General features: G+C 71.1%; 16 protein-coding genes. 10 read left to right on the top strand and 6 right to left on the bottom strand.

Annotated elements, in window-relative coordinates:
* Window positions 1–114: 114 nt before the first annotated feature.
* The 8 genes from ACA089_RS04185 to ACA089_RS04150 all read left to right on the top strand — a co-directional run bounded on the left by ACA089_RS04185 (window position 115) and on the right by ACA089_RS04150 (window position 8552).
* Window positions 115–2472: a DNA translocase FtsK gene (locus tag ACA089_RS04185; protein WP_372013649.1), complete on the top strand. Its 2358-nt coding sequence runs from the start codon at window positions 115–117 to the stop codon at window positions 2470–2472.
* A 12-nt stretch (window positions 2473–2484) separates the two neighbouring features.
* The gene (locus ACA089_RS04180; protein WP_372013647.1) at window positions 2485–3393 is read left to right on the top strand and encodes a hypothetical protein; all 909 of its coding nucleotides are present in this window, start codon (window positions 2485–2487) and stop codon (window positions 3391–3393) included.
* Window positions 3394–3462: 69 nt separating this feature from the next.
* Window positions 3463–4095: an outer membrane lipoprotein chaperone LolA gene (gene lolA / locus ACA089_RS04175; protein WP_372013646.1), complete on the top strand. Its 633-nt coding sequence runs from the start codon at window positions 3463–3465 to the stop codon at window positions 4093–4095.
* Between the two features lie 70 nt (window positions 4096–4165).
* Window positions 4166–5536 (top strand): replication-associated recombination protein A, encoded by a 1371-nt coding sequence (locus tag ACA089_RS04170; RefSeq protein ID WP_459077389.1) that lies wholly within the window; start codon window positions 4166–4168, stop codon window positions 5534–5536.
* A gap of 12 nt (window positions 5537–5548) precedes the next feature.
* Window positions 5549–5941 carry a fluoride efflux transporter CrcB gene (gene crcB, locus ACA089_RS04165; protein ID WP_372013644.1) on the top strand — a complete coding sequence of 131 codons (393 nt, stop codon included), beginning with the start codon at window positions 5549–5551 and terminating at the stop codon, window positions 5939–5941.
* Between the two features lie 78 nt (window positions 5942–6019).
* A complete protein-coding gene (locus ACA089_RS04160; protein ID WP_372013642.1) occupies window positions 6020–7597 on the top strand; it encodes a phospholipase D family protein in 1578 nt (525 codons plus the stop codon).
* Between the two features lie 63 nt (window positions 7598–7660).
* Window positions 7661–8149 carry a hypothetical protein gene (locus tag ACA089_RS04155; protein WP_372013640.1) on the top strand — a complete coding sequence of 163 codons (489 nt, stop codon included), beginning with the start codon at window positions 7661–7663 and terminating at the stop codon, window positions 8147–8149.
* 67 nt (window positions 8150–8216) lie between these two features.
* A complete protein-coding gene (locus ACA089_RS04150; protein WP_372013638.1) occupies window positions 8217–8552 on the top strand; it encodes a zinc ribbon domain-containing protein YjdM in 336 nt (111 codons plus the stop codon).
* A 6-nt stretch (window positions 8553–8558) separates the two neighbouring features.
* On the opposite strand, the gene ACA089_RS04145 is transcribed toward ACA089_RS04150, so the two are convergent.
* On the bottom strand, window positions 8559–8798 hold the full coding sequence (locus tag ACA089_RS04145; RefSeq protein WP_372013636.1) for a DUF2789 domain-containing protein: 240 nt from the start codon (window positions 8796–8798) through the stop codon (window positions 8559–8561).
* Window positions 8799–9007: 209 nt separating this feature from the next.
* Here ACA089_RS04145 and ACA089_RS04140 point away from each other — a divergent pair, with 209 nt between their 5' ends.
* Window positions 9008–10165: an SDR family oxidoreductase gene (locus ACA089_RS04140; RefSeq protein WP_372013634.1), complete on the top strand. Its 1158-nt coding sequence runs from the start codon at window positions 9008–9010 to the stop codon at window positions 10163–10165.
* Window positions 10166–10181: 16 nt separating this feature from the next.
* On the opposite strand, the gene ACA089_RS04135 is transcribed toward ACA089_RS04140, so the two are convergent.
* Entirely contained in the window at window positions 10182–11129 is a 948-nt protein-coding gene (locus ACA089_RS04135) for an SDR family NAD(P)-dependent oxidoreductase (protein ID WP_372013632.1), read from the bottom strand.
* Window positions 11130–11387: 258 nt separating this feature from the next.
* Between ACA089_RS04135 and ACA089_RS04130 the strand changes: the two genes are divergently transcribed.
* A complete protein-coding gene (locus tag ACA089_RS04130; RefSeq protein ID WP_372013630.1) occupies window positions 11388–11651 on the top strand; it encodes a DksA/TraR family C4-type zinc finger protein in 264 nt (87 codons plus the stop codon).
* A 6-nt stretch (window positions 11652–11657) separates the two neighbouring features.
* Here the strand turns inward: ACA089_RS04130 and ACA089_RS04125 are convergent, their stop codons facing one another.
* From ACA089_RS04125 to ACA089_RS04110, 4 genes are all read right to left on the bottom strand, one after another.
* On the bottom strand, window positions 11658–12272 hold the full coding sequence (locus tag ACA089_RS04125; RefSeq protein WP_372013628.1) for a mechanosensitive ion channel domain-containing protein: 615 nt from the start codon (window positions 12270–12272) through the stop codon (window positions 11658–11660).
* Between the two features lie 45 nt (window positions 12273–12317).
* Window positions 12318–13370, bottom strand: a complete 1053-nt coding sequence (locus tag ACA089_RS04120) for a sensor domain-containing diguanylate cyclase (RefSeq protein ID WP_372013626.1) — start codon at window positions 13368–13370, stop codon at window positions 12318–12320.
* A 147-nt stretch (window positions 13371–13517) separates the two neighbouring features.
* Window positions 13518–13742: an RNA-binding S4 domain-containing protein gene (locus ACA089_RS04115; protein WP_372013624.1), complete on the bottom strand. Its 225-nt coding sequence runs from the start codon at window positions 13740–13742 to the stop codon at window positions 13518–13520.
* A gap of 12 nt (window positions 13743–13754) precedes the next feature.
* Complete coding sequence (locus tag ACA089_RS04110) at window positions 13755–14858, bottom strand: tetratricopeptide repeat protein (RefSeq protein WP_372013622.1); 1104 nt, start codon at window positions 14856–14858, stop codon at window positions 13755–13757.
* Window positions 14859–14871 lie beyond the last annotated feature (13 nt).

The following is a 14871-nucleotide window of genomic DNA, read 5'->3' as shown; positions in this document are numbered from 1 at the left end:
GGCCGTGTACACCGCTAGGCAATGCCGCACAGAAGCGTTTAAGATCAAGGCCTAACATCGCATTCTGCGAGCGCTTCAAGACCCTCGCTTCCAGACACGGATCAACCAGCCGACGTGGCCAAGGCATTGACGGAACGCAGCAAGTCCAGCCGTGGCACGGGCGCGCGCGCGGACGCCGGAGCAGCGAGCCCCCGGCGCCAGCGCCTGTGGCGCGACCTCGCGCTGATCGTCATCGCGCCACTGCTGCTGTACCTGCTGGCCTGCCTGGCCAGCTACTCGCCGGACGATCCAGGCTGGTCCAACAGCGGTAGCGTGACCGGCGAGGTGCGCAACCTCGGCGGCCTCGCCGGCGCCTGGATCGCCGACGTGCTCATCCAGCTGTTCGGCTACGCGGCGTTCGTGCTGCCGGTGATCCTCGGCGCGGTGGCCTGGATCGCGCTGTTCGGCCTGGGCGAGGAGGACGAACTCGGACCGGCGCTGCGGCTGGTCGGCATCGTCGCCTTCCTGATCTCGCTGACCGGGCTGCTGCACGTGCGGCTGATCGGCATGGGTGGTGGCGGTGACCCTGCGCAGGCGGGCGGGGTGATCGGGCGGCTGGTCGGCCATTCGCTGGGGAATGGGTTCGGCGTGCTCGGCGCCAACATGTTCCTGGTCGTGCTGCTGCTGGTCTCGGTCACGCTGGCCACCGGCCTGTCCTGGTTCTGGGTGATGGAGAAGATCGGGTCGGGCGTGCTGGCCCTGCCGGACCTGCTGCGGCGCAAGACCCAGCAGGCCGAGGAGTGGAAGCGCACCCGCGACCTGCGCGAGGAGCGCGAAGAGGTCCGCAAGACCGACGCGGTCAAGCAGGCCCGCCGCGAACCGGTGCGCATCGAGCCGCCCGCCGCGCCGGTGGTGGAAAAGAGCGAGCGGGCCAAGCGCGAGACCCAGATCCCGCTGTTCCAGGGCACTGGCGGCACCGCCGACGGCCTGCCGCCGCTGGCCCTGCTCGACGACCCCAAGCCGCAGACCAAGGGCTATTCCGAGGAGACCCTGGAAACCCTGTCGCGGCAGATCGAGTTCAAGCTCAAGGACTTCCGCATCGACGCGCAGGTGGTCGGCGCCTATCCGGGCCCGGTGATCACCCGCTTCGAGATGGAACCGGCGCCGGGGGTGAAGGTCAGCCAGATCAGCTCGCTGGACAAGGACATCGCCCGCGGCCTGTCGGTGAAGTCGGTGCGCGTGGTCGACGTGATCCCTGGCAAGTCGGTGATCGGCCTGGAGATCCCCAACACCAGCCGCGAGATGATCTTCCTGTCCGAGCTGCTGCGCTCGAAGGAATACGACAAGTCCGCCAGCCCGCTGACCCTGGCGCTGGGCAAGGACATCGCCGGCCGGCCGACGGTGGCCGACCTGGCGCGCATGCCGCACCTGCTGGTCGCCGGCACCACCGGCTCGGGCAAGTCGGTGGCGGTCAACGCCATGGTCCTGAGCCTGCTGTACAAGGCCAGCCCGAAAGACCTCCGGATGCTGATGATCGATCCGAAGATGCTCGAGCTGAGCGTCTACCAGGACATTCCGCATTTGCTGGCGCCGGTCGTGACCGACATGAAGGAGGCCGCGAACGGGCTCCGCTGGTGCGTGGCGGAGATGGAGCGCCGCTACAAGCTGATGAGCGCGGTGGGCGTGCGCAACCTGGCCGGCTTCAACAAGAAGGTCAAGGACGCGCAGGACGCCGGCCAGCCGCTGATGGACCCGCTGTTCAAGCCGAACCCGGAACTGGGCGAAGCGCCACGCCCGCTGGAGCCGCTGCCTTTCATCGTCATCTTCATCGACGAATTCGCCGACATGATGATGATCGTCGGCAAGAAGGTCGAGGAGCTGATCGCGCGCCTGGCGCAGAAGGCGCGCGCCGCCGGCATCCACCTGATCCTGGCCACCCAGCGCCCGTCGGTGGACGTCATCACCGGCCTGATCAAGGCCAACATCCCGACCCGCATCGCCTTCCAGGTGTCGAGCAAGATCGACTCGCGCACGATCCTGGACCAGTCCGGCGCCGAAACCCTGCTCGGCCACGGCGACATGCTGTACCTGCCCCCGGGCACGGCGATGCCCGAGCGCATCCATGGCGCCTTCGTCAGCGACGACGAGGTGCACCGCGTCGTCGAGCACCTGAAGGCCAGCGGCCGCGCCGACTACATCGAGGGCGTGCTGGACGAGCTGCAGACCATGGGCGACGGCGTGGTGGTCGGCGCCACCGGCCTGCCCGAGTCCGGCGGCAGTGGCGGCGACGAGTCCGATCCGCTGTACGACGAAGCCGTGCGCATCGTCACCGAGACCCGCCGCGCGTCCATTTCCGGGGTGCAGCGCCGGCTCAAGATCGGCTACAACCGCGCCGCACGGCTGATCGAGGCGATGGAAGCGGCCGGGGTGGTCAGCCCGCCCGAACACAACGGCGACCGCAGCGTGCTGGCGCCGCCGCCGCCGCGCGACTGACCGGCGCCCGCGATGCGCCGGGTGGCGGCGGGCGTCGGGATCGCGCTGGCCTTCGCCATGCTGGTTTATGGCGTCCACGTGTCTTTCCGCCTCAGGTCCGAAGCGGTGGAACTCGCCGGCGACCAGCCCTGGTGCCTGCAGGTGGCCCCGCGTGGCAGCGGGCTCGACGATCCGGCGGGCTACCGGCCGGTACGCGGCTTCGTCGACACGCTCGGAGTGTGGATGCGCGGGCGCGGGGCCTACCACCATGCCGTGCTGGTCGTCGGTGACCTGCCCCAGGCGCGGACCTGGCACTGGTCGTACTGGAAGCGCCGCTTCGTCGACGGCTCCTACGGGTGGCCGCAACACCCGGTGGCCTGCACCCCGATGCGGGACTACCTGCACCGCGGCGCGCCGGAGCCCGTGCCGGAGAGGCGCGAGTTCTGGTTCGCCGGCGCCCGTTACTCGATTCCCCGCGGTTACCGGGCCAGCCTGGTCTGGCCGAGCGCTTCCCCGGGACTGATGTTTGCCGCGCGGGCGCCGGATTTCGCGCCGGCGCGCGAATGGTGCGTGGACCGCCTGTGCAACTTCGTCTCCGCGCACCCCGCCCGCGACGGCCCGCAGGTCCTGTTCGACTCGATCGAAGGCGACGGACGCCACACCGTCATCGAACGCGGGCAGCGCGCCGGGCTGGAGCAGCTCCTGGTCGAGGACGAGCGGGGAGGGCGCTGGCGCGTCCTCACCGCGCGCGACGGGGCCGGGCGCGTCACGACCGCGATCCGCTGTTTCGAATCGGACCGTTACCAGTGCGGACACAGTTTCGTACGCGGGCGGTGGCGCATCCGCTTCCACCACATGCCGGCGGACCTGGATCGCTGGCGGCAGATGCAGGACCGGCTCGCCGGCATAGTGGACGCGTTCGCCCCGGAACCCCCTTCCTGAGCGGCGCGATTCCCTGTTCAGCTTCGTCGCGGCACACTGCGCCCAGCCAACGGATCTGCCGGAAACCCCATGCGCCCCAATTGCCGTCCCGTCCAAATCGCCGTGCTGGGCCTGTGCCTGTTCGCCGGTTCCGCCTTCGCGGGCGCGCGCGACGAACTCGCCCGCTTCACCACCGGCCTGAAGGGCCTCGAAGGGCAGTTCAACCAGCAGGTGTTCGACGCCAACGGGCGGGCCAAGGAGAGCAGCAGCGGCAAGGTCGCCGTCGCCGCGCCGCGCCAGTTCCGCTGGGAATACGTGAAGCCCTTCGCCCAGCTGATCGTCGCCGACGGGCAGAAGGTGTGGGTCTACGAGCCGGACCTGCAGCAGGCGACCGTGCGTCCGCAGGGCGAGGAAGAACGCAACAGCCCGCTGGTCGCGCTGTTCGATCCCGCGCGCCTGGACCGGCAGTTCGACGTGAGCGAGGAAGCGGCCGCCAGCGACGGGCTGCAGTGGCTGACCCTCACGCCCAAGGTCGATGCCGAAGCCAACTTCCAGATGGCGCGCCTGGGCTTCGGCCCGCAGGGGCTGGCGCGGATGCAGGTGCTCGACCTGGTCGGGCAGAAGACCGAGATCCGCTTCGACGGCTGGAAGCGCAATCCGGCGTTCGCCGCGGGCACCTTCAAGTTCGCGCCGGGCAAGGACGTCGACGTCGTCGGCCAGTGATGGCCGCACTGGCGGCCACCACCGGCCCCTGTGACGCGTACCTTGCGGTGACTGGCGCTAGGATGGCGCCATGAGCCGCACGCGCCGGACCACCGGCAATCCCGACGACGAAGGCCTGCTTGCCGATCCGGGCCGCCAGGAAGCGATGCGCCCGCTGGCCGAGCGCATGCGGCCGCGCACGCTCGACGAGATGGTCGGCCAGCGGCGCCTGCTCGCGCCCGGCTCGGCACTGAGGCGTGCCGTCGAGGCCGGACGGGTGCATTCGATGGTGCTCTGGGGCCCGCCGGGCTGCGGCAAGACCACGCTGGCGCTGCTGCTGGCCCAGTACGCCGATGCCGACTTCCGGGCGATCTCGGCGGTGCTGTCCGGCCTGCCCGAGGTTCGCCTGGTCCTGGGCGAGGCCGCGCAGCGCTTCGCCGAAGGGCGCCGCACGGTGCTGTTCGTGGACGAGGTGCACCGGTTCAACAAGGCCCAGCAGGACGCGTTCCTGCCGCACATCGAACGCGGCAGCATTGTTTTTGTCGGCGCCACCACCGAAAACCCGTCGTTCGAACTGAACTCGGCGCTGCTGTCGCGCTGCCGCGTGCATGTGATGGAAGCGGTCTCGGTGGACGACATCACCGCCGCGCTGCACCGGGCCCTGGAGGATGCGGAACGTGGCCTGGGCGGGCAGGGCATCGAGGTCGGGGAGGCCCTGCTGCGCGAGATCGCCGGCGCCGCCGACGGCGACGTGAGGCGTGCGCTGACCCTGCTGGAGATCGCCGCGGAGCTCGCCGCCGACGAAGGGGGCCGCATCACCGAGCAGACCCTGCTGCAGGTGCTGGCCGACCGCACGCGCCGGTTCGACAAGGGCGGCGAGCAGTTCTACGACCAGATCTCGGCGCTGCACAAGTCCGTGCGCAGCTCCAACCCGGATGCGGCCGTGTACTGGCTGGCGCGGATGCTCGACGGCGGCTGCGACCCGGCCTACCTGGCCCGGCGCCTGACCCGGATGGCGGTCGAGGACGTCGGCCTGGCCGATCCGCGCGCCCTGCAGATGTCGGTCGATGCGTGGGACACGTACGAACGCCTGGGCAGCCCGGAAGGCGACCTGGCCCTGGCCCAGGTCGCGATCTACCTGGCGAGCACGGCCAAGTCCAATGCCGGGTACAACGCCTGGAACAGCGCTCGCGCGGATGTCCGCCAGTACGGCACCGCCGAGGTCCCGCTGCACCTGCGCAACGCGCCGACCAGGCTGATGAAGCAGCTCGGCTACGCGAAGGGCTACCAGTACGACCACGACAGCGAAGGCGGGATCGCGCTGGGCCAGACGGGCTTTCCCGATGCGATGGGCGAGCGCATCTATTACGAGCCGGTGGACCGGGGGCTGGAGATCAAGCTGAAGGACAAGCTCGACCGCCTGCGTGCGGCACGCGACCAGGCGCGCAAGGCGCGCGGCTGAGGAGGCGGAGGCATGGACATGCTGCGTTCGTTCGTCGCGGTCGGGGCCGGCGCCGCGCTGGGCGCGTGGCTGCGCTGGGGCCTGTCGGCGTGGCTGAATCCCTCGCGCAGCGCGGTGCCGCTGGGCACGCTCATGGCCAATCTGGTCGGCGCCTACGTGGTGGGCATCGCGCTGGGCTGGATCACCCACCGCCCGGGCATCGCCCCGGAGTGGCGGCTGTTCCTGGTCACCGGCCTGCTTGGCGGGCTGACCACCTTCTCCACCTTCTCGGCGGAAATCGTCCAGCACCTGACCCGGCAGCAGTACGGCACCGCGGTGCTCGGGGTCGTCCTGCACCTGGGCGGATCGCTGCTGCTGACGGGGCTAGGCCTTTATACCTACCGGATCCTGCGCCTGGGCGCTTGAAGCCCACGACGCGCTTCGGTGAGGATCGGGCATCCGGCCGCCCGGTTCCGACGGAACCTGCCGGAGCAGGGGCAGGGGATGTCCGCTTCCAGTGCTGGTCCGCTCCACCGCCGCGCAACGGCGTGCCTTCGCCGGTGCCGCGGGCTGGCGCTGCTCGGCGCGCTGGTCATGCTCGGCGCCTGCGCGCAGCTTCCGCCGCGGGCCGACACTCCGCCACAGGCGTCGCTGCCCCCGGCCACCGAGGGCCGCATCGCCGAACGCCTCGTGCCGGCACTGGCGGCCCATCCAGGCCTGTCCGGCTTCCGGCTCGTCAGCGATGGCACCGAGGCTTACGCGCTGCGCGCGTTCAGCGCGCAGGCCGCCAGCCGCAGCCTCGATATCCAGACCTACATCTGGCATGCGGACCTGACCGGCAAGCTGCTCGCGCGGCAGGCGCTGCTGGCGGCCGACCGCGGCGTGCGCGTGCGCATCCTCGCCGACGACCTCGACGCCCGCGCCAAGAACACCGGCCTGGCCGCGCTGGACGCCCATCCGCTGATCGAGGTCCGCCTCTACAACCCCATGGCCAGCCGTTCCGGCAAGCTGGCCATGGCCGGCGAGTTCAGCACCGGCTTCAAGCGGCTCAACCACCGCATGCACAACAAGAGCTGGATCGCCGACGGCCGCATGGCGCTGGTCGGCGGCCGCAACCTCGGCAACGAATACTTCGGCGCCAGCGAAGGCCCCAATTTCGTCGACCTCGACGTGCTGATGGCCGGCCCGGTGGTCGACGCGGTGGCGTCCAACTTCGACCGTTTCTGGAACTCGCCCTCGAACCATCCCATCGCCCAGCTGTCGCCGGAGGCGGTCACCGACGGCAACCTGGCCAGGCTGCGCACGCTGCTGGATGCCGTGCCGGGCGAAGTGGCCGCCAGCGCCTACGCCCGGGTCCTGCGCGAGGACCCGCGCGTGCAGTCGCTGATCGAGGGCGGCGGACAGCTGCACTGGAGCGGCCGCTGGCGCTTCGTCAGCGACGATCCGCTGAAGGCGCGGCTGCCGATGGAGCAGCGTTCGGAGGTGGTCGGCGCCCTGTTGCCGGAGATCGGCGCAGCCACCGGCCGGCTGCTGGTGATCTCGCCCTATTTCGTGCCCGGCGAGCGCGGCACCGCCGAGCTGGTCGGCGCGTCCGCGCGCCAGGTCGACGTCCGCGTGCTGACCAACTCGCTGGCGGCCAACGACGTGGCCGCCGTCCATGGCGGCTACAGCCGCTATCGCCGCGCCCTCGTCGAAGGCGGGGTGAAGCTGTGGGAACTCAAACCCAGCGGCGGACCGGCCAGGTTCAGCCTCGCGGGCTCCTCCGGTTCGAGCCTGCACACCAAGGCGATGGTGATCGACGGGGATGGGATCTTCGTCGGTTCCTACAACCTGGACCCGCGCTCGACCTCGCTGAACTGCGAGCAGGGCGTGCTGGTCGAGCATGCCGCGCTGGCGGCCGAGCTGGCGACCCTGTTCGAGCGGCAGAGCGATGGTGACCATGCCTGGCGGGTGGGACTCGCCGACGGCGACCTGCGCTGGAGCGATGGAACGCAGACCTGGACCCGGGAACCCGAGGCGACGGCGTCGCAACGCACGCTGGCCTGGCTGACCCGGATCCTGCCGGTCGAGTCGCAGCTCTGAGCCGCTGCCCCGGCGGGCCCGCCAGGGTGCATGATGGCGGCCAGCCGCCAACGGGAGTCACCCATGCGCGTTCCGTCGATCTTCGCCGGCCTGGGCCTGGCGACCCTGGTCAGCCTCCAGTTGTCCGCCTGCGGTGCGGGAGAGCCCGCGCCCGCGCCTGCGTCGTCCACCGGCGAAGCCGCGCCGCCGCCGGCGCCCGCCGCGGCTCCGCCTGCCGCGCCCGCCGACGCGCCGCTGGCCGGCGACCTCATCGTGTCGACCAACGAACCGTTCTGGCAGGCGACGATCGACGGCGCGGCCGTGGGCCTGCGCGGCATCGAGCACCAGCGCCGGCTCGACGTGGTCGACAGCACCATCGACGGCGACACGCGCACCGTGCGTGCCAGCGACGCCAGCGGCGTGGTGGAGCTCAGGGTGGTCGCGACCCCGTGCCAGGACAGCATGTCCGGGGCGATGTTCCCGTTCGGCGCGGTGCTGGTGATCGACGGTGCCGCGCCGGTGAACGGTTGCGCACGGCCGGCTTCGATGCCGCCACCGGGCGAGCCGCAGTAATTCCGCGGCACGTGCGATCCGGCAGCAGCGGTTAAACTGCCAGGCCCCGAACGCGACAGGTTCCGCCGTGCCATCCCCGCCGAACTGCCCGCAATGCGGGCTCGACAACACCTACGCCGATGGCGCGCTCTGGATCTGCCCCGACTGCGGCCATGAGTGGGGCACGGACGAGGCGGTGGCCCCGGCCCCGGTGGTGCGCGACAGCAACGGCAACGTGCTGGCGGCGGGCGATACGGTGGTGGTGATCAAGGACCTGAAGGTGAAAGGGTCGTCGATCCCGCTCAAGCAGGGCACCGTGATCCGCAACATCCGCCTGGTCGAGGACGACCCGGAGCACATCGAAGGCCACTCCGACAAGATCAAGGGCCTGGTCCTGAAGACGATCTTCCTGCGCAAGGCCTGAGCGGCGTCAGCCGCGGCCGCGCAGGGCCAGGTTCAGCTGGTCGACCACGATCGCCCAGTCGGCATCGTCGATCCGTTCCTCGCGCAGCAGCTGCGCCTGAGCCGGCGACCAGAACGGGGCCTCCTCGAGGCGGATGTCGTCGCGCAGCGGCGCATGGGTGGCGATGAAGCCGCGGATGCTGCCCGGGTCGTTGGCCAGGCCCAGCTGGGCGAACAGGTCGGAGAACGCGTGGACGGTCGGTTCCATGTGGCATTCCGATGAGGTGGGGAAAGGGAGGGCGAACAGCGTGCCGGAGCCTCCGTCAACGCCCGATCACCGGCGCCGCCGTTCCTCCATGCCGGTCAGGCCCCCGACTTCCGTCATGGGCATGGCGCGACGGTGGATGCTATCAATCCCGCTGCCCGCGGAGGATGGCCGCACCATACCGGCATCCGCATCGACCAGGAGAGGGATGCATGCGCACCACACGTCGTGAACTGATGAGGTTGGGCGCCCTGGCGGCGGCGGGCGCCGCACTGCCGGGATTGGCGCTGGCCGCCCCGGCCACGCCGGTGGCACGGGCGGCGCGGCCGCTGCGCATCCTGATCCTCGGCGGCACCGGCTTCACCGGCCCGTTCCAGGTCAACTACGCGCTCGCCCGCGGCCACAAGGTGACCCTGTTCAACCGCGGCAAGCGGCCCTCGCCGGAATGGCCGGGCGGGGTCGAGCAGCTGCATGGCGACCGCAACAGCGGCGACCTGTCCGGATTGAAGGGCCGGCAGTGGGACGTGTGCATCGACAACCCCACCAGCCTGCCGTTCTGGGTCCGCGACGCGGGGCAGGTCCTGAAGGGCAATGTCGGCCACTACCTGTTCATCTCGACGATCTCGGTCTATGCCGACGGCAGCCGTCCGGGCATCACCGAGGACGCCGCTGTGGCCGCCTACAAGGGCGCCGACGCGATGGCCGAAACCCAGCAGACGCTGATGGCCGACGTGGAAAACCTGTACGGCCCGCTCAAGGCGCTCAGCGAAGCCGAGGCCCGCGCCCAGTTCGGCGAGCGGGTGACGGTGATCCGTCCCGGCTACATCGTCGGCCCGCGCGACGAGACCGACCGCTTCACCTACTGGCCGCACCGCGTCGCGCAGGGCGGGGACGTGCTGGTGCCGGGCGATGGCCGCGACCCGATCCAGGTGATCGACGGCCGCGACCTGGGCGAATGGATGATCCGCCTGGCCGAGGCCGGGACCTTCGGCACCTTCAACGCGGTCGGTCCGCGCGAACCGCTGCTGATGGACGCCATGCTCCAGGCCTCCAGGAAGGTCAGCGGCAGCGACGCGACGTTCACCCACGTCGACCCCGCCTTCCTGGAACAGCAGAAGGTCGACCTGCCGATCTGGGTGCCGCGCGGCGAAGGGCCGTACGCCGGCTACGGACAGGTCAGCCACGCGCGCGCGCTGGACGCCGGCCTCACCTTCCGGCCGCTGGAGACGACCATTGCCGACACGCTGCAGTGGTTCGCCAGCCTGCCCGCCGAACGCCAGGCCAAGCTGCGCGCCGGGATCACCCGCGAACGCGAGGCGGAGGTGCTCAAGGCCTGGCACGCGCGCACGCCGGGCGGCGCGAACGGCTGACCGGCTGGGCTGGCGTTCAGCGCGCCGCCACCAGTCCGCGCGATACCTGCCACAGGCGCGCCGCCATGGCCGGATCCTGCTGCAGCGGACTCTGTTCCGCCGGCTCGAAGTCGCGCAGGTAGGCGCCGCTGACGCCGGCCATCGCCGGATGCACCGCCGCGTAGCACGGCGTCGCCGCGCCCTGCGCCGGGGTGCGTGCGTCCTCGCGGTAGCCGTTGCCGACGTGGCGCAGGATCGCGGTGCGGGTGTGCCCCGGGGTGACGCAATTGCTGGTCGCCCCGCTGCCGCGCAGGCGCCGGGCGAGCTCGAGCGAAAACAGGCCGTTGGCGAGCTTGGAATGGGCATAGCCGCGCGCATGCCAGCCCTCGCCGGACAGGCGCCCGAACTGGATGCCGCCCGGCGGGGCGTTGCGGTGGTCGCCGCTGCCGAGCACCACCACGCGGCCACGGGCCGCGATCACCGGTGCCAGCAGTTCCTCCACCAGCAGGTGGTGGCCGAGGTGGTTGACTACGAACTGCTTCTCCAGCCCGCCCACGCGTTCCCAGTCGTCGAGGACGATGCCGGCGTTGCAGACCAGCGCGTCCAGCCGCGGCGCGATCGCGCGGACCTGCGAGGCGCAGGCGCGGACCGAGGCAAAATCGGCCAGGTCCAGGACCACCGGCGTGGCGCGTCCGCGGACGCCGGCGCACGCGGCGCGGCCCTTGTCGGGCGAGCGCGCGGTGCCGATCACGTGGGCGCCGCGCAGGGCGAGCACGCGCAGGGTTTCCAGGCCGATGCCCGAGTTGCAGCCGGTGACGAGCACCGTGCGCCCGCGCAGGTCCAGCCCGGCGGTGGCCTCTTCGGCGGTGGTCGTGGCGGTGAAGCCGGCCGGCGTGCGCGGGCGCGCGCCTGGATGCGGCGCGGCCATGCACACGAGCGGGGACAGGGCGAGGGTCGCGACGAGGTGGCGGCGTCCGGGGTGCATGGAGGCTCGACTGGCGGGCGGCACAGGATCGCGGTCGAGGCGCCCCCGTTCAAGCAGGGGAATGCACGTGGATCACCGGGGACCGGATTCACGCCGCGGGGCAGGGCCAGCCGGTAGCGTTCATCGCGAGGGTGGCCCTGGTGCTGCAGGCGCCGGCGCCGGCGGCACCGGAAGGCGGGTCAACTGGCACGCCAGCCGCTTGGCCATGGTTCACCGGCAGGCGCGCACGCTGGCGTCGCGGTACACGAGGAGGACGACATGGCGACCGGCTGGGCAGGCGACAACGCGGTCAACGACCAGATCGATGCGACGGTGAAGGACGCGGTGGAGCGCGCCCGCCGGCAGTTGCCCAGCGGACCGGGCCTGGAGCGCTGCGAGGAATGCGACGCGCCGATTCCCGCGGCGCGGCGCAAGGCCGTGCCCGGCGTGCGCCTGTGCGTGGCCTGCCAGGAACTGCACGACGAGGAGAACGCCTTCAGCGGCTACAACCGCCGCGGCAGCAAGGACAGCCAGCTGCGCTGAGGCGGATCAGCGGGCGTCCTGCGAGGCGGCTTCGCGCACCGGCTGCGACAGCCAGCGCTGCGGCACCGCGTGCCCGCGCCAGCGGCGCACGGTGCGCTGGAAGAACAGGCTGTTGGGGACCTGCAGCACGCTGCCCTCGTCGGTGGCGTCGCCGGCCACCTCCTGCAGGGTGGTGTAGATCAGGTTGATGTCGACCACCCGCCCTTTCAGCCCCGGCTTCTCGCCGTTCTCCAGCATCTCGATGTGGTCGTGCAGGCGGAACGGCCGGGTGCTGAAGATCAGCACCGTGCAGAAGATGTTGGACAGCACGCTCCAGGCGGCGAAGAACGCCACCGCACCGACCGCGGCGAAGCCGGTGAAGGCGGTCCACAGCACCGTTCCGGACACGCCCAGCCGCTCGAGCACCAGCAGCAGCGTGGCGCAGGCGATCAGCGTGGCCGATACCCGCCGCAGCACCGTCGCCATCTCCGGCGGCAGGCCCCGGTGCGCGACGAGCCGGCGCACCAGCGCCCGGACCAGCCGCTGCAGCAGCCACGCGGCGAGCAGCACCAGCAGCACTTCGCCGATCGGCAATACCGTTTGCAGCCAGTCCTGCACCCAGGCGGGCAGACGCTCCCTCATCGATCCGGCTCCCGCCGCGCGGAGGGCGCGGCCACCGGTTCCATTCTAGGAGATGCCGGGCAAGGGCGATTCCGCGCCCTCGGGCGCCAGGCCGAACCCGACGCGGTTGCGGCCCGCATGCTTGGCGCCGTACAGCGCGGTATCGGCGGCTTCCAGCCACGGCCGCAGCGACGCGTAGGCGGAACTGGCTTCGGCCACGCCGATGCTGATCGAGCAGCGCAGGCCCGGCAGGTGGGGCAGGGAAGGCGCGGCGGCCTCGACGTCGCGGCGCATGCTTTCGGCCACGTCCAGTCCCCGGTCGCGGCCTGCACCGGCCAGGACGACGGCGAACTCGTCACCCCCGAGGCGCCCCGCATCGTCGTTCTCGCCGAGGTGGCGGCGCAGGATGCCGGCGACCAGCCGCAGCACGTCGTCGCCCGATGCATGGCCGTACTGGTCGTTGATGTGCTTGAAGTGGTCGACGTCGACCATCAGCAGCATCGCCGGCGCGCCGGTCTCGCGATGCGCGCGGAGCGCGGCCTCGGCGCGCTGCTGCCAGTGGCGCCGCCCGGCGAGCCCGGTGAGCGCGTCGATGCGGTGCAACTGGTCCAGTTCGCGGTTCTGCTCGCGGATGCGCGTGATCAGCCGGTTGGCCGCCAGGCTCACGGCGATCGTATGGATCAGCAGCATCGGCAGGCAGGCGAGGATCACCGGCATGCTGGTGACCGGCTGGAACGCCAGCCCGGCCACCACGCTCCCCAGCACCATGCCCGCCAGCATGAGCGGCAGCGACTGCAGCCACAGCCGCGGCACGCCGGTGCTGATCTTGTCCACCGTCGCCAGGGTCAGCAGCAGGACGCTGGGCAGCAGGTTGAAGTGCATCAGCGGCACCCACAGACCCGCCAGCGCCGAATCGAACAGCAGGTTGCGCACCTCGGCCCGGTGCGGATGGCGGCTGCGCAACGCCAGCCACAGCGCCAGCTGGGGCCAGAGCAGGGCGGTGAAGGCCAGCCACGCCCAGCTGGAAGCACCGGCGTCGTTCTCGTGGAGCACCGCCGCCAGCGCCACGCCGCCCAGGCCCATCCCGAGCACGCGCAGCGGATAGACCTGGCGAGGCATGCGGGCCAGACGCTCGGGCGCGACCGCGGACAACCCGGAGGTCGCGGTTCGACGGTCGGTATGGTGTCCCAGGGAAGCCCCGGTCGGCATGCGGCGTCCCCTCGTCGCGCAACGACCCTGGCCGCATGATACCCCGCGCCGCCGGGGTTACGCCGGGGGTAGCACCCGGATCGTCGCGCCCCCCTCGAACTGGACCCGCTGGCCGGCCCGGATCTTGCAGGTCTTGCGCAGTTCCACCGCGCCATCGACCCGGACGCGGCCCTCGGCCACCAGCGCCTTGCCCGCGCCCCCGCTGTCGCACAGGCCGACCAGCTTGAGCAACTGGTTCAGCTCGACGTGCTCGCCTTCCAGCTCGAATTCGACGGTTTCCATCACGCCTCGGTCTCAGGGGTCGAACTGGCTCGACGCCTGTTCCCGCCAGCGGCGCAGGCCATCGAGTTTTTTCCGGTAGATCGCGCGAACGTGGTCGGTGTCGCCCAGGGTGTGGGCGCGGCCGAGTTCGCGCTGGGCCAGCTCGAGGTTCCCCGAGAGGAAATAGACCCGCGCCAGCCCGAAATGGAACTGGTGCTCGTCGCCCTGCAGCCGGATCGCCCGCTTGTAGCGGCCGATGGCGCAATCGTAGTCGCCGTTGTTCTCGCATTCCAGCGCCAGCATGAACTGGTGGAACGGATCGGAACGCTGCACGTTGTCCAGCCGCCGCTGGAAGCTGCGCACCATGCGTTCGTCGCCGGTGCGCCGGTACAGCGTGACCAGGTTCATCATCGTCGGCGCGTGGTTGCGCTGGCGGCGCAACGCGGTCAGGTAGGCTTCCTCGGCGCCGCCGGCATCGTCCAGGCGCATCTTCAGCACGCCGAGGTTGTTCCACGCCGGGACGAATCCCGGTGCCTCCGAAAGGGAGGCGGCCAGCAGCGCCTGTGCCGCATCGAGGTCACCGGCGGCCATCGCTTCGGCACCGCGGTTGTTGTAGAAGTGCGCCATCGCGCGATGGTCGTCGATGCCGCTGGGCCGGTTCCGGGCCGCGATGATGTTGCTGTCCACGTCCACGACCTGCCATTGCACGGCCGTGCGCACGCCGACGTTGACGTGGTTGGCGCTGTAGATGACGCCTTCGTCCTGGTACCAGGCGAGCACCTCGCCGACTTCCTGGACCTGGGCCTCCAGCCCGACCTCGCGCGCCAGGGCGACGAACAGCAGGGTGAAGGAGAGGCAGTTGGCCTTGCGGTCGCGATAGACCTCGGCGACCGTGCGCGTGGTTTCGTTGTCGTACTGCAGCACCAGCCCGCCTTCGTCGAACACGTAGGTCGCCAGTCGCTCCAGCTGCTCGCCCCGGGTGCTGCCCGGGGACCGCACGCGCTCACGCACCTCCGTGCGCAGCGCCTCGGGCACCGCCATGACCTCTTGCGCCGTGGGGACGGGCGCGGTCGCCGTCGCCTCCTGCGGGGCCGGCGCCAATGCCAGCGCCGCCACCAGGGTCCAGCTGGTCAGCATGGCAACCTCCCGG

Source organism: Pseudoxanthomonas fibrivorans (assembly GCF_041464125.1).
Lineage (GTDB): Bacteria > Pseudomonadota > Gammaproteobacteria > Xanthomonadales > Xanthomonadaceae > Pseudoxanthomonas.
This window is presented reverse-complemented; position numbering and strand designations above follow the sequence as displayed.

Coding starts and splice junctions, on each gene's coding strand:
- ACA089_RS04145 (WP_372013636.1), bottom strand. CDS start 8,798: ATGGAACCGACCGTCCACGCGTTCTCCGACCTGTTCGCCCAGCTGGGC.
- ACA089_RS04155 (WP_372013640.1), top strand. CDS start 7,661: ATGCGCGTTCCGTCGATCTTCGCCGGCCTGGGCCTGGCGACCCTGGTC.
- ACA089_RS04180 (WP_372013647.1), top strand. CDS start 2,485: ATGCGCCGGGTGGCGGCGGGCGTCGGGATCGCGCTGGCCTTCGCCATG.
- ACA089_RS04125 (WP_372013628.1), bottom strand. CDS start 12,272: ATGAGGGAGCGTCTGCCCGCCTGGGTGCAGGACTGGCTGCAAACGGTA.
- ACA089_RS04140 (WP_372013634.1), top strand. CDS start 9,008: ATGCGCACCACACGTCGTGAACTGATGAGGTTGGGCGCCCTGGCGGCG.
- ACA089_RS04160 (WP_372013642.1), top strand. CDS start 6,020: ATGTCCGCTTCCAGTGCTGGTCCGCTCCACCGCCGCGCAACGGCGTGC.
- crcB (WP_372013644.1), top strand. CDS start 5,549: ATGGACATGCTGCGTTCGTTCGTCGCGGTCGGGGCCGGCGCCGCGCTG.
- ACA089_RS04170 (WP_459077389.1), top strand. CDS start 4,166: ATGAGCCGCACGCGCCGGACCACCGGCAATCCCGACGACGAAGGCCTG.
- ACA089_RS04130 (WP_372013630.1), top strand. CDS start 11,388: ATGGCGACCGGCTGGGCAGGCGACAACGCGGTCAACGACCAGATCGAT.
- ACA089_RS04110 (WP_372013622.1), bottom strand. CDS start 14,858: ATGCTGACCAGCTGGACCCTGGTGGCGGCGCTGGCATTGGCGCCGGCC.
- ACA089_RS04115 (WP_372013624.1), bottom strand. CDS start 13,742: ATGGAAACCGTCGAATTCGAGCTGGAAGGCGAGCACGTCGAGCTGAAC.
- lolA (WP_372013646.1), top strand. CDS start 3,463: ATGCGCCCCAATTGCCGTCCCGTCCAAATCGCCGTGCTGGGCCTGTGC.
- ACA089_RS04135 (WP_372013632.1), bottom strand. CDS start 11,129: ATGCACCCCGGACGCCGCCACCTCGTCGCGACCCTCGCCCTGTCCCCG.
- ACA089_RS04120 (WP_372013626.1), bottom strand. CDS start 13,370: ATGCCTCGCCAGGTCTATCCGCTGCGCGTGCTCGGGATGGGCCTGGGC.